This window comes from Nocardia sp. NPDC059229, assembly GCF_042754165.1.
GTDB lineage: Bacteria > Actinomycetota > Actinomycetes > Mycobacteriales > Mycobacteriaceae > Nocardia.
Genome location: NZ_JBHZAK010000001.1, coordinates 249,352 through 273,663 on the forward strand (window position 1 = coordinate 249,352; position 24,312 = coordinate 273,663).

A 24,312-nucleotide genomic window follows, 5' to 3' on the forward strand; every position below is an offset into this window, starting at 1 on the left:
AGCGTGAAACCATGCTGCTGCACCGTTCCCGGCCGCCTCGGCTCGAGCAGGTCAATCGCGCCGTGGATGCGCTGGAACTTCCGGAGGCGGTGTTCAAGACCTGTCCGTGGCAGCCGCGCGAGCTGGTGGAAACCGGTCTGCGGCAATGGTTGCGCTGCTGCGGAGCGGCGATGCGCGACGATCGGGTGATCGGCATGCCCTCGCATGCGGTGGACGAGGCGTGGCACGGGCTCATCCTGTGCACGAAGCGGTATGCGCGGTTGTGCGACAGTGCGTATGGCCGGTTTCTGCATCACTTCCCCGACGGCGAGGGCACGGGTTCGGGTGACCCGATGGCGGAGCAGTTGGGACGCACGGTGGTCGCCTGGTCGTTCGTGGCGCGACCAGGCGAGAAATGCGTGCTCTGGGACCTGGACACCGTTGTAGGAGTGGACCATCCGTGGGGAATCCCATCGGAGCGGGTCCACTCCATCGAGACGGCGCTACGGGCGGGCTGACCGCCGATCGGGCCGGCGTCGCGGCGGCCGGCTAATTGCCGCCCCCGCCGCCGCAACCACCGCCGCCACAGCCGCTACCGCCGCCGCAGCCGCTGTGCCCACCGCCGCAACCATGGCCGTGGCCGTGGCCGCCGCCTCCGTCGGACCATCCGCCGCCGCCGTCGCTCGAACCGCCGCCCCAGTCGCCTCCTGTCGAGCCGTATCCCCAACTCCGGCTGCGACTTCCACGGCGGCGATCGGGCTCGCCGCGGGTGGCAACAACCGTCACGACAACCAGAGCGATCACAATGGCAACTACGATAATTCCGCCAACCATCGTCGGCCTCCTCCCCCACCTCACGGCCCCTCCGACCGCGAGATATAGCCGAAAACTACGCCGGGGAGAATCGGTCCGACAAACCCATTTTCTGGGGGGGCTCACCGCCGGTGTGAGCCCCCGCGACAGTGGGTACTCGCTACGTCAGCTTCACGCGGGCCGCGAAGAAGCGGGCGACGGCCGGGGCGAAGCGGTTGAAGCGGTACTGGAGCCAGGCCTCAGGGGTGACCGGGACGACGTCGCGGCCCTGCTCGACGGCCTTGACGATCTGGGCGGCGACCTTCTCCGGGCCGTAGCGGCGGGCAGCGTAGAGCTTGTCGTAGCGCTGCTGCTTGGCGGCCTCCTCCTCGGCGGAGACACCCGAGAAGCGAGTGGTGGCAACGATATTGGTATGGACGATGCCGGGGCAGATGGTGTGGACGCCGATGCCCTTGCCCGCCAGTTCGGCCCGCAGGCAGTCGGAGAACATGAAGACCGCCGACTTGGAGGTGGAGTAGGCGGCGAAACCGCGCTGGGGGGTGTAGGCGGCCATCGAGGAGAGGTTGACGATGCTGCCGCCGAGGCCGCGATCGGCCATGGCCTTGCCGAAGGCGCGGCACCCGTTGATGACGCCGTGCAGGTTGATCTTGAGGACCCGGTCGAATTCGGCTGCGGGAGTGTCGAAGAAGTCGCCCGCCGCGCCGACACCGGCATTGTTGATCAGGATGTCGGGCACACCGTGCGTGGCGATGACCGCGGCGGCGTGCTCGGCGACGGCTTCCTCGCTGGAGACGTCGAGCTGGTAGGCGTACGCGGTACCGCCCTCGGCGGCAATGAGATCCGCGGTCTCCTTGGCCGAGTCCACGTTGATGTCGGAGAGCACGACGTCCGCGCCCCTGCGGGCGAAGGCGAGCGCCGTCTCGCGCCCGATGCCGCTACCGCCGCCGGTGATCACCAGCAGCTGGTGCTCGAAAGGCCGCTGCTCCCGGCCGACTTCGGCACGGCGCAAAGTGCGCGGCGCATCCCCCGTCCGCAGCGAGTCGATGAGCTCGACGGTGGAGGTGGCCAGCAGTTCCGGGTGCGAGAACGGCAGCCAGTGCCCGCCGCCGACCTCGCGCCGGTACAGGTTGGGCGCCCAGTCCTTGGTGTCGTCGTAGCCGGCGGGCCGCACCGCGACATCGCGACGCGCGATGATCAGCTGCACCGGCACCTCGGTGCGGCGCTCGCGCGGATCGCCCAGGCGCTGCAGGATATTGGCGCGGTAGATGCGCATGCCGTCGAAGAAGTCGCGCCGGAATTCCGGTCCGAGCTTGATGTTCTCCGGCGAGGTCTCGTTCATCAGCCCGACGAAGCGCGACCACATCTTCTCGGTGCCCAGCGGCTTGAGCACCACCCGCGGCACACCCGGGGTCATGAACAGCCCGGTGTACATCGACGACAGCAGCTGCGTGAACGGCCCCCACACCTTGCCGCGCGACAGGCTCGACCGCACCCACGCGCCCAGGTGGTCCAGGTTGGGCCCGGACACCGAGGTGAACGAGGCGACCCGCCCGGCGGCCTGCGGCTCACAGACGGCCTCCCACATCTCCACCGAACCCCAGTCGTGGGCCAGGATGTGCACGGGCGCATCGGGACTCACCGCGTCGGCGACGGCGAAGAAGTCGGCCGCGAAATGCTCGAGCCGGTAGTCCTCGGTGCGGTCGGTGCGAGTCGAGCGACCGTGCCCGCGGGTGTCGTAGGTGACCACGTGGAAGCGGTCGGCCAGCAGCGGCACCACGCGGTCCCACAGATGGTTGTCGTCGGGCCAACCATGCACCAGCACGATGGTTTCCGCCGAGGGCTCACCGTATTCGTAGACGGCGATGTCGAATTCACCGCTGCGCACCAGGCGTTCGGCGGCGGGGATGACGGTGGGTTGATCGGTCACGATCTTCTCCTGGTTGAGAGACGGCGCTAGATGTCCAGCACCAAACGGTCCCCGCCGCAACGGGATACACAGATGAGCATGTCGCCGGCCGTACGCTCGGCATCGGTGAGCACGGTGTCGCGATGATCGACCTCGCCGGAGCGCACCCGCACCACACAGGTGCGGCAGAAGCCCTGCCGGCACGAATACGACGAGTCCGGACGGGCCTTCAGCACTTCCTCGAGCACCGACCTGTCGGCGGGCACGTCGAGGACCTCGCCGGTGCGGGCCAGCTCCACCTGGAAGGCGGTGCCGTTCACCACGGGCGGCGGCGAGAAACGCTCGGAATACAGTTCCACGCCGGGCATTTCGCGCACCGCGTCGGCGATGAGCTGGGTCATCACGACCGGCCCGCAGCAGTAGACGGAGGTGTCGGGACCGACGCCCGGCAGCAGCTCCGCGGCCGTGGGAATGCCGTGCTCGTCATCGGTGCGCACGGTCACCCGTGAGCCGGACGACTCCACCTCCGACAGGAACGGAATGGTGTCGCGGGACCGCCCGGCGTACACCATGCTCCACTCCACGCCCAGCCGGTCGGCCATCCGGATCATCGGCAGGATCGGCGTGATGCCGATGCCGCCCGCCACGAAATGCACTCGCGCGGCGGAGGATCCGTACCCGGGCAGCACGAACGGGAAGGCATTGCGCGGCCCCCGCACGGTGACCGGGGTACCGACCGCCAGCCCCTCGTGCACCTCGAGCGAACCGCCGTTGCCGTCCGGAATACGCCGCACCGCAACGCGATACGCGTGCCGGTCGGCCTGGTCGCCGCACAGCGAGTACTGCCGCACCTTTCCCGAGGGCAGTTCCAGATCCAGGTGCGCGCCCGGCCGCCACTCCGGCAGCTTGCCTCCGTCCGGCGCGGTCATCAGCAGGCTGATCACATCGGTGTCGTGCGCCTCCACCCGGCGCTGCACCACGACCAGCGGAATCCGCCAGTCGTCCACCCGCACGTCCGGCTCACGCCGGTTCACGAGCGTGGTCCAGCGCAAACGGCTCTCGGCGATGAAATCCAGCATCCGCGTGGTGCGATCGGCACGGCCCTTACCGAACAGATCCTGCGGCGGCGCGACCGGGACGGGACGAACCGCGCTCACGAGGCCAGCGCCCGGGCGGCCGGGGACTGCGCCAGGTAGGCCACGGCCTGCGCGGTCGAGCCGACGGTCTCCGGGGTGTAGCCGGGCTTGAAGGTGGACAGCGCACTGATCAGCAGCGACGGAATCCCCGGAATCGACCCCCGCCACATGCCCGCGAAGATCCGCCCGATCAACATCGGGTAGCGGTGGCTGGGCAGCGACGGATCGGCGTGCACCAGGAACTTGGTGCCGCGCAGGATGAGTGCGATGAAGATCGGGAACACCAGCACCATGAGCGCACCGCGGCGCACATAGCCGATCTCGAAGTACTCGGCCACATCGTGGGCGACCATACGGTGCTCGACCTCTTCGGCCCCGTGCCAGCGGAACAGGTCCAGCATCTGCGGATCGGTGTCGAACTGTTCGAGGTCGGCGTTGATGATCCAGTCGCCGAGGAAGGCGAAGAAGTGTTCCAGCGCGGCGATGACGCCGAGACGCTCGACCAATTGCTGCTGCCGCGCCGCCTCACTGGCCGCCGCCTTCGGGCCCAGCGTCTTGCGGAACAGGAATTCCGTCTGCCGCACATAGGGTTCGATATCGATCCCGTGCGCGGACAGCACGTCCTCGAGCGCCCCGTTGTGGCTCTCGGCGTGCATGGACTCCTGCCCGATGAAGCCGATCATGGCCTCCCGCAGCTTCTCGTCCTTGACCAGTTCGAGGGCTTCGCCGAAGGTCACCAGGAACATGCGCTCGCCTTCGGGCAGCAGCATGCTCAGGGCATTGAGGACGTGAGAGGCGATCGGTTCGTGCTTCATCCAGACCGGTTCGGTCCGGGACCAATCGAACTGCACATTCCGGGCGTGCAGGGCTACCTCTCCGGGTTCGGTCACCGGTCGGCGGCCCAGCTTCGGAAGTAGCTTCATCGGTACTCCTGGTCTCATATCGCGTTTGCTGCGTGAGCGTAGCAATATTCTACCTATGTATGAAACCAGGAGTTACACCTAGATTTTTCGGCGCAGGTCAGCTATCGACGTGCACGTGCGGCCGCTGCGACCGCCGCGGGATCGCCCGGCGCAGGATCTCGCGGGTCACCGGCGCCACCTCGCCCTCACCGAAGAACATGAAGCGCACCAGGTTGACCAGCGGATTGCCCTCGGTCCATTCGAAGTACACGTGCGGGCACTCGCCGGTGCGGTCGCGGATCGCGATCAGGATGGACGCGATGCAGTTCGGCACGGCCGCCGCCTCGACGGTGAGGATGTGGTAGTCGTCCACGTCCACCTCGGTCACGTGCAGCGTGGTGCTGAACTCCGACGGGTCCTTCACGATGACCTCGAGGAAGAGGATGGGCTCCGACTCCGGGATGTGGCTCTCGCGCCGCTGGTCGGCCTCCTTCTCCGCGTACTCCTCGGGCGAGCGGCCATCGGTGATGTCGTGGGTGACGATGCGGATCTCGCCGCGCTCGGCCAGCTGGTCGATCATCTGGCAGGCCTTCTCGTCGAAGATCACCTCGACGGCCCGCAGCTCGAAGGCCCGGCGGATGCGCGAGGCGAAGGACACCACCATGATCGCGACCACGAACAGGATGGCCAGATGCAGACCGGCCGGCTTCTCGATGATGTTGTCGATGGTGGTGTAGACGAAGATGAGCGACACCACGCCGAAGCCCAGCACGCGCGAGTACTGCTGCTTACGCCAGGCAGAAATGGTCACCGCAACGGCCGCGGAGGTGATCAGCACCAACACACCGGTCGCGTACGCCGCGCCCTGCGCGTCGACGCTGGCGTCGAAATACCAGGTGATGCCGAAGGACACCAACGCGAAAACCAGGACCAGCGGCCGGATCTGGCGCGCCCATTCGGGAGCCATACCAAAGCGCGGCAGGTAGCGCGGCACCAGGTTGAGCAGGCCCGCCATGGCCGACGCACCCGCGAACCAGAGGATGGCGATGGTACTGACGTCGTAGACCGTGCCGAACGCATTGCCGAGGTACTCGTGCGCCAGGTAGGCCAGCGCGCGGCCGTTGGCCTGGCCGCCCTCCTCGAACTCCTTCTCCGGAATGAGGATGGTGGTGATGAAGCTGGTGACGATGAGGAACCCGCTCATGATGAGCGCGGCGGTGGTCAGCAGCTTGCGGGTGCCGTTGATCCGGGTGCGCGGGTATTCCTTGGAGTCGGCCGGATCGCCCTTGATCTGCGGCATGACCGCGACACCGGTCTCGAAGCCGGACAGACCCAGCGCCAGCTTCGGGAAAACCAGCAGCGCCACGCCGATCATGGCGAAGATATTGCCGTGCTTGGCCGTGAGCAGATGCGACCAGTCGGTCACCAGGTGCGGTGCCTGCAGCACCTTGACGATGCCGACCGCGGCGACCACCAGATTCAGCGCCAGATACGCGCCGACGAGACCGACCGCGATGCCGATGGCCTCACTGAAGCCCTTGAGGAACACCGCCGCCAGCAGTGCCAGCAGGACCAGGGTGATGGTCATGTTCTGGTCCTGCAGGAACCCGGGCACGTACGGGTTCTCGACGATGTGGGCCGCACCGTCGGCGGCCGACAGCGTCATGGTGATGGTGAAGTCGGTGGCCGCGAAGCCCAGCAGCACCAGGATGAAGATCTTGCCCCACCAGTTCGGCAGGAAGTTGGCGAACATGGCGATCGAACCGCCGCCGTTGTGGCTCTCCTTGGCCACCCGGCGATACACCGGGAGCGCGCCGAGCAGCGTGAGCGCGACCAGCACGATGGTCGCCAGCGGGGACAGCACGCCGGCGGCCAGGGCCGCGATGCCGGGCTGGTAACCGAGTGTCGAGAAGTAGTCGACACCCGTCAGGCACATGACCTTCCACCAGGAATGCTGATGCTCCTTGGGAGCCTTCTTGGCCATCGGCCCCTGAATCTGCGAGTGATGCTCACCCGCGTCCTCTAGTAGCCAGTTCGCAAAGCGCGAGCGCGGCTGTGCCTCGGTCGTGGTCAAGGAGTCCTCCCCGGAACTCTGTGGGTCCGGTTTCCCGAAATCGGTCGGTAAATGACGTGACGAATGTACTCACGGCAAATCGGGCACAGACAGTGCCCGCGCCATGAGCCGTTCAGTCCGGTGTGCTAGCCCAGATAGGCCGCGATGGCGGTGGCGATGGCCTGCGCGAATCGCGCGCGGCCATCCGGTGATTCGATGACCGCGGCGTCGCCGGGATCTCGCATGTTCCCGCACTCGACGAGGGCGGTCGGGCGCTCGGAGAAATTCAGCCCGGCCAGATCGGCCCGCGGGTTCAGCCCGTCCGAGCCGACGTAGGTGGAGGTGGTGAAGCCCGCGCCGACCATGGTGTCGCGCAGGGTGGTGGCCAGCTGCACCGACGGCCCGGACTGGGCGTCGTTCAGCGCGGGCGAGGAGTATGCGACGTGGAAGCCGTGGGCGCCCGCGGGCGCGCCGTCGGCGTGGATGGAGACCACGGCCGCCGCGCCGACCCGATTGCCGAGGGTGCCGCGGTCGTTCACGCACGGGCCGACGCCGGTGTCGCTGTCGCGGCTCATGATCACCTGGTAGCCGCGGGCGCTGAGCAGGTCGCGGACGCGCTGGGCCACATCCCAATTGAATTCGTGCTCGGTGTAGCCGTCGTCGCCGCTGGTGCCGGTGGTGTTGCAGGGCTTCATGCCGCCGCGGCCGTCGGGCACCTGGGCATTGATCTCGTCGGTGTGGGCCGCGCCGCCGCCGTTGTGGCCGGGATCGAGGACCACGGTCTGGCCGGCTATCGGAAACAGCGGGCGGGCAGGAGCTTCCGGCGCCGGGCGCGCGAGCGACCCCGAAACCGGTGCGGCGGCGAGGCTTTGGCCGGTGCCCGCGATCAACAGGGCGCCGCAGAGGGCCGCGAGGGACTTCCAGGTTCGGTGTCGCACGGGACAAACGATAACGGTTGAATCACGAACGGGTAAGTCAGTGTTCGAGTTTGCGCAGGAGTCCGTGGAGTGTGCGCAGGTCGGCCGGGGTCAGGGCGGCCAATTCGGCGGGCGCCGGGTCCGGCGTGGCGAGGGCCTCGGCCACCACCTCCTGGCCCGCGCGGGTGAGCGAGATGAGCTTGCAGCGCCGATTGGTCGGGTCGATCTCGCGGATCACCAGACCGCGCTCCTCGAGATCATTGACCACGACCGTGGTGGCGGGGGCATCCATGGTGGCCGCCCGCGCCAGCTCCTTGGCGGTGAGCGGGCCGGGCAGCAGCCGGCGCAGGATGCGAATCCGGCTGAACGGCATGCCGGTTCGCTCCACCACCGCGCGCTTCCAGGTATCACGGGTGTCCATCACCAGGTGGGTGAGCTGCCGCCAGACCTCGTCGGTCGTGGGCGTGTCATCCGGCATGAGCGGGGACCTTCTGTTCGAGCAGGGGGGGCGACGCGATCTCGCGAACGGTACGCCCAGTCGGTATTGGCGGCCACGCCCAGCGCGGTGACCGCGGCGGCGAAACCGGCGATGGTCCACCACAATCCCGCGCCCGTGAGCGCACCACACAGTGCCACACCGAGACTCACGCCGACCTGGCGGCTGGTGGAGGCGACCGCGGCCGCCGCGCCCGCGCGATCGAGCGGCATGCCGCTCACCGCGGTGGTGGTGATGGGCGCGTTCACCATGCCGAAGCCGATGCCGAACAGCGCGAAGGTGATGACCAGCTGCCAGATCGGGGTGTCCGGGTGCAGCAGGGTGAGGCCGATCGCGGCCACCGACATCAGGATGCCGGAGGCCAGCAGCGACGGGCGGGTGCCATAGCGGCCCACCAGCCGCCCCGACAACGGCGAGAAGAACAGCATGCCCAGCGCCATCGGCAGGTACAGCAGACCGGTGTGCACGGCCGAGAAGTGCCGGGTCCCTTGCAGATACAGTGACATGTCGAACAGGAACGCGCCCAGCCCGGCGAACGAGCAGACCGCGATGACGGTGGCCGAGGAGAACGGGAAGCTGCGGAAGAAGCGCAGATCGATGAACGGCGACGGGTGGCGCGCCTCGTGCCAGACGAATCCGGCCAGCGCCAGGGCGGACACCACGAAGACCGCCGGCTCCCGCTCGATCAGGCCGTACACCAGGGTGAACAGGACCGCGATCGCCAGCGCCTGCCCGATCGGATCCATGCCGCGCGGTCTGGCCGACTTCGATTCCGGCACATAGGCGGTGGTGAGCGCCAGCGCGACCGCCACGATCGGCAGATTGATCCAGAACACCGACTGCCAGCCCAGGCTGTCGATGAGCACGCCACCGACCATGGGCCCCAGCGCGGTCGAGATGCCGACCACCGCGCCCCACACGCCGACCGCCCGGGCCCGCTCGATCCGGCCGGTGAAAGTGGTCGTAATGATCGACATGGCAACGGGATTCAGCATGGAACCGCCGACGGCCTGCACGAACCGCGCGCCGATCAGGACCTCGATGGTCGGTGCGACGCTGCACAGCAGCGAGCCGAGCGCGAAAGTGAGCAGCCCGATGCGGAACACCCGCTTGCGCCCGAAGCGGTCGGCGGCCGCGCCGGAGAGCATGAGCAGGCTGGCGAGGGTGAGCGTGTAGACGTCGACGATCCACTGCAGCCGCGACAGCGGCGCGCCCAGGTCGTCGCGGATGGCGGGGATGGCGACATTCACGATGGTCGCGTCCATGGACGAGATCAGCAAGCTCAAACAGCAGGTGATCAGGATGATCGTCTTCCGGCGCGAGCTCAGCTCGTCGACAGTTGTAAGCACACAACAATTGTGAATACACAACTGTTCCGAGCGCAAGTGGCCGCACCGATGGCACAGGTCACACGTCGGCGCCCAGAAAGCTGGCGTAGACCACGGACTTCACTCCCGCCCGTTGCGCCCCTCCTGGAGGGCGTTGAGGTGGTGGCGCAGGCGGCGCGCGGGGTCGAGGTCGGGCGAGGATCTTCGAGATCCGGCGCTAGGCACAGCAAATCGGGAGCTAGCGGCCAATTCGTCAACGCGTGGCGCGCAAGGTGTCCTTCACCCCGGTGCGGAATTCTGTGAACATTCCCTCCACCATGGCTTTCGTCGCCGGCGGGGCGGTATCGGGAGAGCCTGCGTCGAACGGTGGCCGTGGTGCGTATTCGGCCATCAGTTGCACCGTTTCCGCGTAGCGCTGGTCGCGCAGCAGCGACAGGATGACGTAGCCGAGGTCCAATCCGGCGCTGACGCCGGCGCCGGTGACCCGATTGCGGTCGACGACGACGCGCGAATCAGTGGGTATCGCGCCCGCTTCGGCCAGTAGATCACGTGCGACCCAATGTGATGTCGCCCGGTAACCGCGCAACAGCCCCGCCGCGCCCAGCAGCAGCGAACCGGTGCAGACACTGGTGACCCATCTCGCTCTTCCACCGCGCTCGGCAACGAACCGGACCACGCTGTCGTCGCGCATCGCCGCCAGCGTTCCATTCGTTCCGCCCGGCACGAACAGCACATCGACATCACGCGGGCATTGATCGAAGGTTGCTGTCGGCATCAGGGTCACTCCGGTATCGGTGGTCACGGGGTCCATGGTGATCGCAACCTGGTGCACGGTGGCCCCCGACAGGCATGCGAACGCGTACTGGGGACCGATGAAGTCCAGTGCCGTGCACTGCGGGTAGAGCACCATGGCGATCTGCTCGTTTCCGTTGAGCAGAGGTTCATCGACCGACTGAACGTGCGTTGAGGTATCGCCCGGTGATCCGGTCCGCCCACGCAGCCATGGCACACCGGCCAAAGCCGCGGTTGCACCCATCAAAAAGTCTCGGCGACCAGCAAACATCTCTGTCATAACTTCTCTGCCTTCCCATGACAGTCGTCTCGAAGTGTTGCGGTGCAACAGATTTCGCTGGAGCCACGCATCCACATTTCTACTACAGGATGTAGGAGATCCCGGCGGGGATGCTCCGCGCTCGATCTCTCACGGACTCGGCGCGGGAAGGATCTCCGGGGCCGCGCCCTTCCCTCCGATACGTTGATTCACGCCATGATCCAGCAGTCGCCTACCACGATGTCCCCGGTGCAGCGGGTCGCCACAGCCCTTCGCGAGGGCCTGATCCGGATCTACGCCACCGAGCGGGACGTCCTGCTCATCCGCAACCAGTTGGTCGCAGCGAATCCGTCACTGCGGGCCCGGCTTTCGGAGATGCAAGCCGAGTCGCAACAGGTGTTCATCGATGCGCTCACAAACCTGGGCGACGATCCAGCGGCGCGTTTCCGTACGTCAGTGATCGCGGCGGCCTGTCAGGCAGCCGCCACCGTCGCGGTACTGACCTGGGCCGAGCGCGACGGCAACCCCGAACTGCTCGACCTGCTCGACGAAGCCTTCAGTGCGCTCATCGACACCGGGCAGCCGACGAACGACAGAGAGAACCACACATGAGTACAAACAACGCGACGACCCACGGGTTCATTTACCACGGCGTCAACGATCCTTGGATTCCCGTGTCGGAGGCCGAGCAGCTGTGGCGCGAGCAATGTGCGCTGGGGGTGGCGGCGACGAAGAATATCGTCGGCGGTGAACATCTGACGGCCTACGTCAGTTCCTATGGCGCGACCATGGATTGGGTGGATCAACGATTGCGCGGTGTGCCGGTGGACGGAACATCTGCCGCGACACCCGGCGGACGGTGACACCGCCGGCACAACGCGGATTGTCAGTGTCTGGGAGTCACCGGGTCCGTCACCGCCGACCACGCGCCGAGCACATCCTCGGTCTGCTGCTCGGCGGTGCCGTAGGTGTGGGCGGCGACGGTGAATCCGGGGCCGAAGGACACCGAGGCCACTTCCGGAGCGCCGGCATCGGACCAGCCCCACTTGGTTCCGTACACCTGCGGCAGTCGCGCGGTGCCCCAGTCCTGGCGGGTGCCGTCGGCCGCCCGCTCGCTGGGCTGTTCCATCCAGGCCAGGATCAGGCTGTCGGGTTCGTCGCGGAGTTTCGCGGCCAGGAAGTCGGCCACGTCGGCGACGCTGGTGGTCGACAGTTCCCACCCGCCGCCGCCGTGGGTGGCGCGCAGGCCGTACTCCTGGGCGACCGCGTCGATGGCGTACGGATATTTCGCTGCGATCCGGTCGGCGGCCGCGTCGTCGGACTTGCAGACCATGCGCTCGCCCAGCTCGCGATCCTCGGCCGAGCCGTCGCCGTGCCGCAGGGCGAAATCCGCCATGAACAGCTTGGCGATGGACAGGGCCGCACGCTCCTGGGTCTCGTTGTCGGTGCCCCAGCCCGCGCCCGGCACCAGCGTGCGCACCGAGAGCGCGGTGCGCGGCGGGATGTGAACGGGCTGCAGGATGTCCGGGTCGAAGCCCGGTTGTGCGCACGCGGCGCCCGCCACGACCATCCAGACCCCCGCCACCATGGCCGCGACCGCACCGGCTCTCGTACCCATCACCACCTCCGCGTCGTGTTCCGCCCGATGCCACCTTGCTCTCCGAGGCCGGGCGGAGGTTCACGACACGCCGATGACTCTCAGACCGTGAGGATGGTCCGGCCGACGGCGGCGCGGGAGCCGATGGCGGTGTGCGCGGCGGCGGCCTGATCCAGGGGGAAGGTCTGGCCGATGACGACCTCGAGGCGACCGGCGGCGACCTCGGCCTGGGCGCGGTCGTGGAGGGTGAGCCAGTCGGTCTCGGGAGTCGCGATCTCGAACAGGGAGACGATGGTAATACCCTGGGCGGCAGCGGATTCCGCGTCGACCGCGGCGAATCCACCGGCCGAGTTGCCGTAGGCGATGAGCAGCCCGCCGGGAGCGGTGGCGGCCAGGGCCGCGCGGCCGATGTCGCCGCCCGCGCCGTCGAGCACCACCTGCACGCCGCCGGTCCGTTCCCGGACCTGCTCGGCCCAGCCGGGTTTCGAGTAGTCGACCACCTCGTGCGCGCCGAGCCGTTGCGCCAGAGCAAGTTTCGCCTCCCCGCGCGCGGCGGCGATGACCTGCGCGCCGGCCGCGCGGGCCAGCTGGATGAGCAGGGTGCCCAGACCGCCCGCGGCGGCAGTGATCAGCACCCACTGACCCGGTTGGATCGCGGCCCGATCAGCGACCGCGAGCACGGTGCGTCCGTCGTGTACGAGAGCGGCGGCCTGCTCGAAGCTCAGCTCGTCGGGGATGACGGCCAGGGTGCCGGCCTTGGCCAGGGCCAGTTCGGCATAACCGCCGACGGGCAGGCCGCCACCGATGCCGCTGGCCGCCGTCGGGGTGGCGACCCGCTTGCCGACCCACGCGGGGTCCACGTCGGGCCCGACCGATTCGACCGTGCCCGTGACCGCGCCGCCCGGCACGAACGGGGGCTCGACGGGGAAGAAGTTGCGCGCCCACCCGCTGCGCAGTGTCGTGTCCAGGAACATGACGTCGGCGGCCGCGACCCGCACCACCACTTCGCCCGGACCGGCGACCGGATCCGCGACCTGCCGCACGGTCAGCACCTCGGGTCCACCGAACTCCTCGGCCTGCACTACACGCATCTCGTTGCCTCCCTTTCGCTTTCGACGGGGTGTCGATGACTCCAGCATCGAACCTCTACTTATGTTGAGGTCAAGTGGGCGGGCCGCGATTCCGCTCTGGGCGAACCGTGGGTGATCCATGGGCATACCGAAACCGGGGCTGCGTCATGTCCCGGAGCCGGGGTGAGCGCGTGCGAGAATCGAGCGGTGGCGGGATCATCACCGAGGCCGAGGCGCAGCGCGCCGGATCGGGCAACGCCATCCCGCAGCGCACCACATGGCAACTGCGTGAGGCCGTTCCGGTGAACACCGTCGTGCCCCTGCTGGCCGCGCTGCTGGCGCTCGCCGCGGCGGGGGCCCGGCTGCGGCGCCGGCGGGCTCGCGACTCGCGGCCGTTCACCATCGCCATGGTGTTGCTGGCGGTGTGGGCGCTGCTGCGCACCCCGGCCATCAATGGCTCGGCCAATGAATTGGCGCTGCCGAGCGGGCATTTCGAGGGCTTTCCGGGTTTGGTCGCCGATCTGGCGCTGGTCGGCGCGGGCGCGTTGATCGGGGTGACGGTGGCCGGCGTGTGGGGAAAGGCGCTGTTGAAGCGGGCGTTCTATCTGGGGCTCGTGACGATGGAGGCGGGGCTGCTGCTGACCTATGACCCGCTGCATCCGTCGTATATGACCATCGAGACCCACCAGTGGATCCTGGCGCTGTCGGGCCTCGCGGTGAACGGCGCGGTGGTGATCGCGGCGGCGCCGAGTTATCGCATCGTTCCGGCGCGGTTCCGGCTGCCGTTGTCGCTGTTCATGTTCGGCGGGCTGAGCGGGATGACGCTGGCGGCGATCCGGGTGGTGACGCTGCTGCGACCGGCGGGGCCGCAGGTGAATTCGTGGTCGCCGATCGTCGCCGTTCCGATTTTCGGGTTCGCGCTGGGCTCGCTCATTGCCGGTGCGCGCATACGCGAACAAGAACTCGAGGACATCGAACCCGGCACGCGCACTCGATAATGACCGCATGCAGTACCCCGAATCGCGGCTTTCCGATACCACCCGCGTGGAAGCCTTCAGCGACGGCGTCATGGCCATCGCGATCACCCTGCTCGTGCTCGAGATTCGCATTCCTGAGACCGATGACGGCTCGCTGTGGCATGAGCTGACCGGGCTGTGGCCCAGCTACCTCGCCTACGCCGGATCGTTTCTCACCATCGGTGTGATCTGGCTGTGCCATCACCGCTTCTTCGGCCGGGTCCGGCGGATGGACGGACTGCTGCACTGCGGCAATCTGCTGCTGCTCCTGGCGGTGGCTTTCCTGCCGTTTCCGACGACCGTGCTGGCCCATCATCTGGAGGACGGGGGCTGGAATGCCAAGGTGGCGACCGCCTTCTACGGTGTGGTGGGTGCGGTGCAGGCGGCGGCCTGGTTCGTGATGTGGATTGCCCTGCGCCGCAACCCGGATCTGTTCGAGCCGGGCTACGATGCCGACTACGCGCGGCGGGAGGGCAGGCAGGCGGTGATCGGCTTCGTCGGCTTCGACCTGATCGCGGCGATCGGACTGGTGCTGCCCGCGGCGGCGTTGCTGCTGTATCTGGTGGCGGTGCTGGGCTACGGGTACCTGAGTACGCGCCCCCAGGTCTTCGCCCGCGCCTGAATCGCCGTCCCGCCCACCGGGACTCGTGATCGCCAGCGGGTTCGCGCTCGGGTAGCGCGGCCCGCCCGGTGCGCTTATGCTGCGTCCGGCAGATCCGAATCCGCTTGCCGGTCCGGGCATTTGGCACCGGTCCCGCATGCGGGTGCGGTTGGGGGCATCGGGGCGTTCGCCCTGGTGGACGTCGGTTCGGAAGTGCGGAGCGTGTCGGAATCAGTGAATCCGCCGGGCGGGGAGCAGCAACCCGTCCTGCGACAGCGACCGCCTTTGTCCACACTGGCGGGCTCCCTGACGCTCAGTGCGGCCGCAGTGACGGTCGCGGTCTTCAACTCCCCCAGCGATTTCCGGCTGCCGCTGGCCATCGGCGCGAGCGTGGCGGCGCTGTTGCTGACCGCCGCCGTCACGGCCGCCGCCTACTACCGGGGCCGGGTGCAGGCGGTGCGGCAGGAGGCGCTGGCATACACCGCGCAGGCCGATGCCCATGTGGCCGCGACTGTTTCCGCATCTCAGGCGCGAATAACCGAGTCCGAGGCGAGGATTCACGGCATCCGCGAACAGGTCGCGGCGGAGGCCCGGGCGGCCAAGGAGAGCGAGGGCCGCCGTGCCGCCGCCATGGCCGCGTTCGCCGGCGCGGCGGGGCGCATGCAGGCCATGAGCACCAGCATGCTGGCGGAGCTGCGCGAGATGGAGCACCGGCACGCCGACCCGAAGGTACTGGCCGACCTGCTGGAACTGGACCACCGCACCGCGCAGGCGGGCCGGCTGGCCGACAGCATCGCGGTACTCAGCGGTGCGCGCTCGGGCCGCCGGTGGGCGAAACCCATTGCCATGGAATCGATCCTGCGGGGCGCCATGGGCCGGGTGGCGGGCTACCAGCGCGTGCGCCTGCGCGCGATCACCGAGATCGCCATCGCGGGCCATGCCGCCGAGGGCGTCATGCACGCCCTGGCCGAGCTGCTCGACAACGCCTGCAACTTCTCCCCGCCCACCACCGAGGTCCACGTCTACGCCGCCGAGGTCCCCGCCGGTGTGGTGATCACCATCGAGGACTCCGGTCTCGTCATGAGCGAATCCGCCCTCCGGCGAGCCGAATCCGCCGTCTCCGGCCCCGGCGCCGGCTCCGACCTCTCCACCCTTTCCGGCACCCGCCTCGGCCTGGCCGTGGTCGGTCACCTGGCCCGCAAACACGACCTCACCGTCAGCTACCGCCCCTCCGCCATCGGCGGCACCGCCGTGGTCGTCGTCATCCCCCGCGAACTCACCACCCGCCTGGAACGCCAATCCGGCACCTTCGGCCGCCTCACCCCGGTCACCACCCGTCCGCACCCCGGCACTCCGGCAAGGGATGTCCCCACCGCGCCCGAAACGGCCCCGTCGCCGAAACCCGCCTTCGCCTCCACCGCCCAGCACCTTCTTCCGGCCCAGCCCGAAATCGACCAGCACACGGCGACTTCCAGCGGTCTGCCGAAGCGCCGTCGCGGCAGCACCCTGGCCGCCGTCCACCCGGACGGCCTGTCCGGCCCGGCGCAACCCGAGGCGCCACGCGCGCCGTCCGCGCCCTCGGCCATGGCCGCCTTCCAACGCGCCTTCACCACGAACTCGTTCCCCGCCCCTACGACCCCATCGGAGACCGATCGATGACACCGTCCGCGACACATCTGGGTTGGCTGCTGGAGCAGTTGCTGGCGCGTACGCCGCGGGCACGGCATGCGCTGCTGCTGTCCGGCGACGGGTTGAAGATCTGTCATACGGCCGGGTTGGGGAACGACAGCGCGGATCAGCTGGCCGCGATCGCCGCTGGGATCCAGAGTCTTTCGCACGGGGCCTCGGTGGAGTTCGGGGACGGGCGGGGCGGGGTGCGCCAGTCGATGACCGAGTTCTACGGGGGCATCCTGTTCATCGTGGAGGCCGGTGTGGGGGCGCACATCGCGGTGGTGGCCGCGGAGGACGCCGATGCCGGGCTGGTCGGCCACACGATGCGGGAGCTGGTCGAGCAGCTCGGTGAGCATCTGGCCGCCGCCCCGCGGGTGCCGGGGGCGAGCGTGTCGTGACCAGGCCAGACGAGGATCCGGATCGGCTGTACACGCTGACCGGCGGTCGCAGCCAACCGGATTCGGACGCGTTCGATCTGGTGACCCTGGTGGTCAGCGAATGCGATCCGGTGCGCGGCATGCAGTCCGAGCATGCCGCCATCCTCGACATGTGCCACGCGCCGACGGCGGTGGTGGAGATATCGGCCGAGCTGCGGCTGCCGGTCGGCATCACCGTCGTCCTGCTGTCGGACCTGTTGCACGCCGGCAAGATCACGGTGCGTCATCCGGATCATGCCGCGCGGCAATGGAATTCGCTTCCCGATACCGACATGCTGGAAAAGGTGCTCGTTGGACTCCGTAAGCTCTGACATCCGGTGCGCCGGCACCGAGGACCCGCGTCCGGCCCGCGCCGACGCCCCGCTGCACGCCGATGCCCGGCAGGGCCTGAAGATCGTGATCGTGGGCGGCTTCGGCGTCGGCAAGACCACCATGGTCCGCTCGATCAGCGAGATCCGCCCGCTGGACACCGAGGCCACCATGACCCAGGCCGGCCAGGGCGTCGACGATCTCGCGGGCGTACCCGGAAAGACCACCACCACGGTGGCTTTCGACTTCGGCCGCATCACCATCGACACCGAGCACGTGCTGTACCTGTTCGGCGCGCCCGGCCAGGAGCGCTTCTGGTTCCTGTGGGACCGCCTGTTCGCGGGCGCGCTGGGCGCCATCGTGCTGGTGGATCAGCGGCGGATCGCCGACTCCTGGTACGCCATCGACCGGCTCGAGCACCAGCGCACCCCGTTCATCGTGGCGTGCAACAACTTCGGACCCGGCCCGGCCCTGCCCGCGCTGCGCGAGGCGCTGGATCTGGACCCGCACATCCCGCTGCTCGACTGCGACGCCCGCGACCGCGACTCCTGCAAGAACGTCCTGATCGCCCTGGTCGAATACCTCTCTCTTCCGGAGACCACGCTGTGGAGGAATCCCGCATGACATCGCCCGCGCCGGGCTCCTGCCCCGTGCCCCACGAGCCCGGCGTGGTGCCGTTGAGCGGCCCCCGCTTCCACACCGACCCGCATTCGCTCTACCGGGAGATGCGCCGCGACCACGGGCCGGTGGCCGCGGTCGAGCTGCCCGGCGGGATCCCGGCCTGGCTGGTGCTGGGGTATCGGGAGATGCACCAGGTCACCAGCTCTCCCGAACTGTTCCCCCGCGATGTCAGCCTGTGGAATCAGTGGCCGAACATCCCGCCGGACTGGCCGCTGCTGCCCATGGTCGGCTCGCCCATGCCGTCGATCTATTTCACGGCGGGCGCGGAGCATCGGCGGCACCTGGCCATGGTCGAGCCCGCGCTGGAATCGGTGGATCCGTTCGAATTGCGCCGGATCTGTGAGGGTTTGGCCGATCGGCTGATCGACTCCTTCTGCGGTCGCGGCCAGGCCGATCTGGTGGGCGAGTTCGCCGAGCCACTGCCCGTGCTCGTCCTGGCCTGGCTGCTGGGCATTCCCGACGCCGAGGGCCCGGGGCTCGCGCGGGCCATGAAGGTGCTGGCCGACGGCGGCGCGGACGCGCAGGCGGCGCACCTGCAGTTCATGCAGTACATCCAGCATCTGGTGGCGGTGAAGAAGACCGCGCCGGGCGATGATCTGGTCTCGCGCATGCTGGCCTTCCCGGCGCCGTTCACCGACGAGGAGTACGTCAACGACCTGATGGCCGTGACGGCCGCGGGACACCTGCCGACCGCGGACTGGCTGGTCAATTCGGTGCGCCTGATGCTCACCGACGACCGGTTCGCGGCCGCGCTGGGCGGCGGGCGGCGCAGTGTGGACCAGGCGATGAACGAGGTGCTGTGGGAGGACTCCCCCACCTCGATCCTGGCCGGGCGCTGGGCCGCGCGCGATACGCGCCTGGCGGACCGGACGATTCGCGCGGGCGACCTGCTGCTGCTCGGGCTGGCCGCCGCGAACAGCGACCCGCACGTGCGCCAGGCGGTCGGCGAGGCCGCCACCCACGCCGGCAACAACGCGCACTTCGCGTTCAGCCACGGCGAGTACCGCTGCCCGTTCCCGGCGCAGCAGATCGCGGAGGTGGTGGCGCGCACCGGCATCGAGGTGCTGCTGGACCGGCTGCCCGACATCGATCTGGCGGTGCCCGCGCAGAACCTGGTGCGGCGGCCGTCGCCGTTCCTGCGCGGAATGACTTCCCTTCCTGTTGTTTTCACTCCTGTTCGTGCTCTCGGAGGTTTCCAGTGAGTTCCCCCTGCCCGCATGCGATTTCGATAGATCCGATGGTCGGTGATCTCGCCGGCGAGACCACCCGCCTGCGCGCCGCCGGGGCGGTCACCCGGATCGATCTGCTCGGCGCCCCCGCCTGGACGATCACCGACCACACCATCGCCCGCCAGCTGCTCACCGACATCAGGCTGGTCAAGGACATCAATGCCTGGACGCTGTGGCGGGACGGCGTCGTCACCCGGCAGTGGCCGCTGATCGGCATGATCGACGCCGGCCGCTCCATGTTCACCGTGGACGGCCCGGAGCACCGCCGCCTGCGCATCAAGACCACCCAGGCGCTGACCCCGCGCCGCCTGGAAGCCTTGCGCCCCACCATCGAACGGCTCACCAAGGAACTGCTCGACGATCTGGACGAGGCGGGCCACGACGGCGCAGCGGTGGATCTCAAACAGGTCGTCGCCTATCCGCTACCCATGCGGGTGATCTCCGAACTCATGGGGGTGCCGCGCGCGGACCACCCGATGCTGCTGGACTGGTACAAGAAATTCTTCTCCATGGTCACCCCGCAGGACGAACGCCTGCAGATCATCGAGGACATGGACGTCTACTTCACCGAGATGGTCCGCCGCAAGACCGCTCAGCCCGGCGACGATCTCACCAGCGCGCTGATCCTGGCCGACGAGGGCGGCGAACCGCTCACCGAGGAGGAAGTGGTCGGCAACCTGAAGGCACTGGTCGCCGCCGGGCACGAGACCACCGTGAGCCTGATCCTGAACGCGGTGCGCGCCTTGCTGACCCGGCCCGAACAGCTGGCCCGGGTGCGCTCGGCGGAGGTGGAGTGGAAGCAGGTCATCGAGGAGACGCTGCGCTGGGACGGCCCGGTCACCCATCTGCTCATGCGCTTCGCCACCGAGGACATCACCGTCGGCGACACCGTGATCGAGCAGGGTGAGGGCGTGGTCATGTCCTACCGTGCCATCGGCCGCGACACCGCGGTCTTCGGCGAGGACGCCGACGATTTCGACATCACCCGGCCGAGCGCGCACCGCAATATCTCCTTCGGATACGGCCCGCACATCTGCCCGGGCGCGGCGCTGGCCCGCCTCGAAGCCGGCATCGCGCTGCCCGCCCTGTTCGACCGCTTCCCGGAGCTGCGGCTGGCCACCCCGGTCGAGGAGATCGTCAACCTTCCGGTCATGACCCAGAACGACATCGCCGCCATGCCGATCCACGTGAGCTGAGCCGGGATTCGGCGCGCGGACGACTGTCCGGGCCGCACGATCACGACTCGGTGATCGCGGCCCGGGCGGGTCACGGGCGCATGCCGGACTCGGTCCACCTCCTGAAGACGTCCACCTTCTCCGCCGACCAGGCGCCATCGCAGGGCATGGTGCCGGCGGCCAGGCGGTCGAGGATCTCGGCGGCGTGCTTGGTGACGTCGTCGAGGGACCACAGGTCGAAAACGAAGCTCATGGAGCGCTGATCCTTGTCCCGGAACAGGGGTTTGATATGGGCGGCGAAGCCGACGGCCTCCTCGGGTCGGGGCAGGGCAGGGTCGGATGATTCGGCGGACGGCTGCGGTGCTACGTAGGACGGCGGTCCGGCGGGGCCCCAATCCCAGTCGGGCGCACGGCCTTCGGCGGTGACGGCCCATGCCACGAAAGCGGCGAAGGCGGAACGGAATTCGGGATCATCCGGGAGTCCGGACTCGCGCGCGGCACGCAGGATCAGCTGCACCCAGCGCTCCTGCTGCTCCTCGGACAGGTGGGGCCTGGACCGCGGTTCGTCCGACTCCCGGGGCGCGCCGAAGGCGATTGCCAGCCAATCCGCTTCCCGGCGTGCGTGATCGGTGTCGGGATCGCTGAAAGCCGCTGCCAGGACGGCATCGTCGGGAATCAGCTGTTCGTAGAGCAGCGCAGTCATCCGCCGCAGTGCCGGATAACCGCCCGCCCATTCGAACAGCGTCGGCTCCCGGCCTGGCGCGGGCACCGGATCCTGGAAGCCGACATACCAGTGCATGCCGCTGCAGAACGGCTTGTTGCGGGACTGCCCGCACCGGCACAGCGAGTAGTGCTCGGCGGAAGCGCCCGTGGCACGGTCGATATCGCCCCCTTCGGGGCCGGTCAGCGGGATCCCGCCGCGAATCCGGTAGGGCCCGTCCTTGGTCACCTCGATGACCGGCTCCCGGGTGTCGTGCCAATCGGTGACCTCGCGTGCCTCGACACCGTCGAAGGCCATGCCGAGCGCGCCCGACGGACAGGCGCGCACGGCACGCACGATCTCATCCATGCGGCTGCCGTTCGGCGCGACGAAAGGTTCAGCGCCGGTGCGGAATACCGTGGCGAGGCGGTCGGTGCAGAGTCCGGAGTGCTGACAGATGCCGCGGTTGTCGAAAACGGTGACTTGCTCCCCGGTATAGGTGTCACGCCGGTCCGCCACCCGCGCCGGATCTTTCGCGTCATTGAAGCCGATGCGCGTGTGGCTGCCGTCGCACAGCGGTTTGAGCGCGGACGCGCCGCACCGGCACAGCGCGGCCGTCGGGCCGAGCTCGATGGGCAGACCGAGGTGATCGATCAGAGTCGCGTTCGTGGCCAGGTAGGGGCCGTTCTTCGCCGTACGGATCGAGCGAGGCACCCCGGACTGCAGTTGCGCGAATTCCGCACGCAGCCTGGGTCGTTCGCCGACGGCGGCGACGGCGCAGGCGAGATCCTGGAGCGCAGCCGTGGCCTCGAGGAGCTCCGGCAGGTCGGCCCCGACCCGCAACCGGGTTGCCGAGAGGGCCAGCGCGCACAGCCGCTCCTGCACCCCTGAATCAGGCTCGGGCTCAGCGCTTTTACCCGCAGCCGCACCGACATCAGTCACGCTACCGGGTGCCGTCTCCACCGCGTCGCTCGATATTGGCTCCGCCGCGCCATCGAGACCGGTCGCGCTCGGGCCGAGGCCGTGGCGAATCAGCGCCTCCGACAAGGGACGCAGCACGCTGTCGGCCAATCGCGGCAGTATCAACGCCGGAGCGGGCTCCCCGGTCACGGCGTACACCGCGTGGAACAGCTCGGCGAGCTCCCCGCCGCCCCCGATTCCGGCCACCCGACCGGCGAATTCGTCGGCGCGCTGCCGTGCCGCGGCCTGCACGGCGGGATCGATGCCCAGGATCTCGGGCTGCGCGTGGGCGTTCCAACTCGGGAAGTGCGCAGCGAGCGTGTCCCGGATATCCCCGAACGCCTTGGCCACCGGGACCAGCCCGTCCCCCACCGCCCCGGGAATATCGGCGCGAATGGCCTCGGACAGGGCGACCGCCTCGCCGAGACGCTCGGCCAGCAGCGTCCACGCCGCCTCCCGGTGGGGCATCAAATAGTCGGTCTCGTAGAACAATTCGAAGCTGGGGCCGACGGTGCGGCCGGGGTGGTCCGGGCCGGCGGGCAGGGTGGTGATGAGCTCGCCGAGGGGGCGGATGACGCCGAACATGAGCGAGACCGTGGCGTCGGCGAGGGTTTGCAGCTGGGCGTCGGTCTCCTCGGTGTGGGCGAAGAACCGCTCGAAGATCTGCAGCAGGATCTCGTAGCCGACATTGAACAGGTCGGTGACGCGCGCCGTGCCAGGGTCGCTGATCAGCGGGACCGGGATATCGCGTTCGGGCGCACGGACATTGGCGGCCAGCACCGGCCGCACCGGGTCGAAGTCGGGGTTCTCGCGCAGGCACTGCTCGTACTCGTCGAGGATCTTGACGAACTGACCGAAGTGGGCGTCGCGCCAGTCGCCGCGCGCGCCCTCGCCCTGTTCGAGAATGGTGTCGATGGCCCGCTTGGCCGAGGCCACATCGGTCACCGCCACCAATTCCGGCCAGCGGAAATGCTTTTCGGTGGCCTGGGCGCGGCGGGGTCCGACGAACAGCCAGCGCTCGCCGTACTTCTCGGCCAGATGCTCGATGCCGTGTTCGATGGAGCGGTACAGGTGGCCGACGGTCGCGAAGTCCTGCAGTCGCGGCACGATCTCGCCCTGCTCCATGTGCGCGGCGGCGCGCCCGGCCATGGTGATGCCCTCGGCGTCGTCGAGGGCCATGCCCTCCGGGCGTTCCAGGAACATGAAGTGCCGCAGCGCCTGCTCCCCGAACGGCAGCAGCGCCAGCTGCACCCCGGCCGGATAGTGGGCGGCGGGCAGCGGCAGGTTGGGCCGGGTCATGTGGGGCGCCGCGCCGATGGCGGAGAGCAGGTTGTGCACCAGCGACAGGTGCAGCATCTCCTGGGTGGCCACGTGCGACACCAGTTTCCGCCAGCGCGTGACCTTCTCGACCTCGGCGGCGCTCAGGCCCTCCGCGGCGGAGGTCTTGAGCGAGAAGGCCGCGAACAGGTACTGGCACATGATGCCGTGTTCGAGTTCCGCGGCCTGGCAGAGCATGTAGATGAGCGCTTCGCGGTGTTCGATGACGAACGGCGCCTCCGGGGCCGCCAGTCCGCCGCGGGCGGCGATGGTCCGGGCCAGGGCGCCCCGGCCGGTGAGAGAGGGAGTTTCGGGCGCATTCGCACTCATGCGCATGCCTTTCGGAATCGGCGGACCCGCCGCGCGGCCACGCTGCCGTCGTGCAGGAGCCACTGCCGTCATGACGTCGTCGGCCTCCATCATGGCCCGGAAAACCCAGCTTCGACGAGGGTTTCGCTGCCCGAGAACGCCGGTCCGGCCGCCGCTCACGGGACGAAACGCGCACGCCGGTGTATTGCGACACGCTCATTTCGGGCATCGGCCCTGCTACCTTCGAATGCGCCACCTCGAGGCAAGGAGCATGCCATGGGCATCATCACGATGATCATCATCGGCCTCATCGCGGGCGCGATCGCCCGCCTTCTGGTTCCGGGCAAGGAGGATTTCGGCATCATCTGGACCGTCGTTCTCGGCATCATCGGCGGTTACGTCGGCGGCACCCTGGGCAGTCTGGTCTTCGCCCCGCACAAGTTCAGCGTCCATCCCCCGGTCCAGCACACCTTCCTCGGCGCCATCATCGGCGCCATCGTGGTGCTGGTCGTCTACAAGTGGATCAGAGCCCGCGTCTGACCTGCCGCACAACCGAATACGACCGAGGGGCGGGGAGGGCGTTGAAGCGCGCCCCCCCGACATGGGGGGACTTAATTGGCTGGCTTGTGGGTGGGGCACCAAAAGCCTGCCCCACCCCC

Annotated in this window: 23 protein-coding genes; 12 read left to right on the forward strand and 11 right to left on the reverse strand. The window is 68.7% G+C overall.

The features are described from left to right. Nucleotides 1–11 precede the first annotated feature (11 nt). A complete protein-coding gene (locus tag ACFXHE_RS01255; protein WP_354838022.1) occupies nt 12–497 on the forward strand; it encodes a hypothetical protein in 486 nt (161 codons plus the stop codon). 455 nt (nt 498–952) lie between these two features. On the opposite strand, the gene ACFXHE_RS01260 is transcribed toward ACFXHE_RS01255, so the two are convergent. From ACFXHE_RS01260 to ACFXHE_RS01295, 8 genes are all read right to left on the reverse strand, one after another. Beyond that, nucleotides 953–2,722 (reverse strand): SDR family oxidoreductase, encoded by a 1,770-nt coding sequence (locus ACFXHE_RS01260; RefSeq protein ID WP_379380324.1) that lies wholly within the window; start codon nt 2,720–2,722, stop codon nt 953–955. A 23-nt stretch (nt 2,723–2,745) separates the two neighbouring features. Continuing rightward, a complete protein-coding gene (locus ACFXHE_RS01265; RefSeq protein WP_379378635.1) occupies nt 2,746–3,855 on the reverse strand; it encodes a PDR/VanB family oxidoreductase in 1,110 nt (369 codons plus the stop codon). Continuing rightward, nucleotides 3,852–4,757: a metal-dependent hydrolase gene (locus ACFXHE_RS01270; protein WP_379378636.1), complete on the reverse strand. Its 906-nt coding sequence runs from the start codon at nt 4,755–4,757 to the stop codon at nt 3,852–3,854. Before ACFXHE_RS01270 ends, ACFXHE_RS01265 begins: the two co-directional genes overlap by 4 nt. Nucleotides 4,758–4,854: 97 nt before the next feature. Further along, nucleotides 4,855–6,810, reverse strand: a complete 1,956-nt coding sequence (locus tag ACFXHE_RS01275) for an amino acid transporter (protein ID WP_379378638.1) — start codon at nt 6,808–6,810, stop codon at nt 4,855–4,857. 125 nt (nt 6,811–6,935) lie between these two features. Continuing rightward, nucleotides 6,936–7,727 (reverse strand): N-acetylmuramoyl-L-alanine amidase, encoded by a 792-nt coding sequence (locus ACFXHE_RS01280; protein ID WP_379378640.1) that lies wholly within the window; start codon nt 7,725–7,727, stop codon nt 6,936–6,938. A gap of 37 nt (nt 7,728–7,764) precedes the next feature. Continuing rightward, nucleotides 7,765–8,184 (reverse strand): MarR family transcriptional regulator, encoded by a 420-nt coding sequence (locus ACFXHE_RS01285; protein WP_354838014.1) that lies wholly within the window; start codon nt 8,182–8,184, stop codon nt 7,765–7,767. After that, a complete protein-coding gene (locus ACFXHE_RS01290; RefSeq protein ID WP_379378642.1) occupies nt 8,127–9,551 on the reverse strand; it encodes an MFS transporter in 1,425 nt (474 codons plus the stop codon). The genes ACFXHE_RS01285 and ACFXHE_RS01290 overlap by 58 nt, the downstream gene beginning before the upstream one ends. A 232-nt stretch (nt 9,552–9,783) precedes the next feature. Then, nucleotides 9,784–10,602 (reverse strand): DJ-1/PfpI family protein, encoded by an 819-nt coding sequence (locus ACFXHE_RS01295; protein WP_379378644.1) that lies wholly within the window; start codon nt 10,600–10,602, stop codon nt 9,784–9,786. 219 nt (nt 10,603–10,821) lie between these two features. On the opposite strand from ACFXHE_RS01295, the gene ACFXHE_RS01300 reads away from it, so the two are divergent. Together ACFXHE_RS01300 and ACFXHE_RS01305 are read left to right on the forward strand one after the other, a co-directional pair. Beyond that, the gene (locus tag ACFXHE_RS01300) at nt 10,822–11,193 is read left to right on the forward strand and encodes a hypothetical protein (protein WP_379378646.1); all 372 of its coding nucleotides are present in this window, start codon (nt 10,822–10,824) and stop codon (nt 11,191–11,193) included. After that, nucleotides 11,190–11,444 (forward strand): lipase family protein, encoded by a 255-nt coding sequence (locus ACFXHE_RS01305; protein WP_379378648.1) that lies wholly within the window; start codon nt 11,190–11,192, stop codon nt 11,442–11,444. Before ACFXHE_RS01300 ends, ACFXHE_RS01305 begins: the two co-directional genes overlap by 4 nt. A 23-nt stretch (nt 11,445–11,467) precedes the next feature. On the opposite strand, the gene ACFXHE_RS01310 is transcribed toward ACFXHE_RS01305, so the two are convergent. Both ACFXHE_RS01310 and ACFXHE_RS01315 read right to left on the reverse strand, forming a co-directional pair. Continuing rightward, nucleotides 11,468–12,199 (reverse strand): hypothetical protein, encoded by a 732-nt coding sequence (locus ACFXHE_RS01310; protein WP_379378650.1) that lies wholly within the window; start codon nt 12,197–12,199, stop codon nt 11,468–11,470. A gap of 80 nt (nt 12,200–12,279) precedes the next feature. Beyond that, on the reverse strand, nt 12,280–13,269 hold the full coding sequence (locus ACFXHE_RS01315; protein WP_379378652.1) for a zinc-binding dehydrogenase: 990 nt from the start codon (nt 13,267–13,269) through the stop codon (nt 12,280–12,282). A 170-nt stretch (nt 13,270–13,439) separates the two neighbouring features. Between ACFXHE_RS01315 and ACFXHE_RS01320 the strand changes: the two genes are divergently transcribed. The 8 genes from ACFXHE_RS01320 (at nt 13,440) to ACFXHE_RS01355 (ending at nt 20,388) form a co-directional block, all read left to right on the forward strand. Further along, nucleotides 13,440–14,246: a hypothetical protein gene (locus ACFXHE_RS01320; RefSeq protein WP_379378654.1), complete on the forward strand. Its 807-nt coding sequence runs from the start codon at nt 13,440–13,442 to the stop codon at nt 14,244–14,246. Nucleotides 14,247–14,253: 7 nt separating this feature from the next. After that, on the forward strand, nt 14,254–14,886 hold the full coding sequence (locus ACFXHE_RS01325; RefSeq protein WP_379378656.1) for a TMEM175 family protein: 633 nt from the start codon (nt 14,254–14,256) through the stop codon (nt 14,884–14,886). Nucleotides 14,887–15,150: 264 nt separating this feature from the next. Next, nucleotides 15,151–16,524 carry a sensor histidine kinase gene (locus tag ACFXHE_RS01330; RefSeq protein WP_379378658.1) on the forward strand — a complete coding sequence of 458 codons (1,374 nt, stop codon included), beginning with the start codon at nt 15,151–15,153 and terminating at the stop codon, nt 16,522–16,524. Then, nucleotides 16,521–16,934: a roadblock/LC7 domain-containing protein gene (locus ACFXHE_RS01335; RefSeq protein ID WP_354838000.1), complete on the forward strand. Its 414-nt coding sequence runs from the start codon at nt 16,521–16,523 to the stop codon at nt 16,932–16,934. The genes ACFXHE_RS01330 and ACFXHE_RS01335 overlap by 4 nt, the downstream gene beginning before the upstream one ends. Next, nucleotides 16,931–17,284, forward strand: a complete 354-nt coding sequence (locus ACFXHE_RS01340; RefSeq protein WP_379378661.1) for a DUF742 domain-containing protein — start codon at nt 16,931–16,933, stop codon at nt 17,282–17,284. The genes ACFXHE_RS01335 and ACFXHE_RS01340 overlap by 4 nt, the downstream gene beginning before the upstream one ends. 76 nt (nt 17,285–17,360) lie before the next feature. Continuing rightward, complete coding sequence (locus tag ACFXHE_RS01345; RefSeq protein WP_379380326.1) at nt 17,361–17,906, forward strand: ATP/GTP-binding protein; 546 nt, start codon at nt 17,361–17,363, stop codon at nt 17,904–17,906. Further along, nucleotides 17,903–19,165: a cytochrome P450 gene (locus tag ACFXHE_RS01350; RefSeq protein WP_379378663.1), complete on the forward strand. Its 1,263-nt coding sequence runs from the start codon at nt 17,903–17,905 to the stop codon at nt 19,163–19,165. Before ACFXHE_RS01345 ends, ACFXHE_RS01350 begins: the two co-directional genes overlap by 4 nt. 35 nt (nt 19,166–19,200) lie before the next feature. After that, nucleotides 19,201–20,388, forward strand: a complete 1,188-nt coding sequence (locus ACFXHE_RS01355; protein ID WP_379378665.1) for a cytochrome P450 — start codon at nt 19,201–19,203, stop codon at nt 20,386–20,388. 70 nt (nt 20,389–20,458) lie between these two features. Here the strand turns inward: ACFXHE_RS01355 and ACFXHE_RS01360 are convergent, their stop codons facing one another. Continuing rightward, complete coding sequence (locus ACFXHE_RS01360) at nt 20,459–23,674, reverse strand: ferritin-like domain-containing protein (RefSeq protein ID WP_379378667.1); 3,216 nt, start codon at nt 23,672–23,674, stop codon at nt 20,459–20,461. Between the two features lie 255 nt (nt 23,675–23,929). Between ACFXHE_RS01360 and ACFXHE_RS01365 the strand changes: the two genes are divergently transcribed. Next, on the forward strand, nt 23,930–24,193 hold the full coding sequence (locus tag ACFXHE_RS01365) for a GlsB/YeaQ/YmgE family stress response membrane protein (protein ID WP_354837990.1): 264 nt from the start codon (nt 23,930–23,932) through the stop codon (nt 24,191–24,193). Nucleotides 24,194–24,312 lie beyond the last annotated feature (119 nt).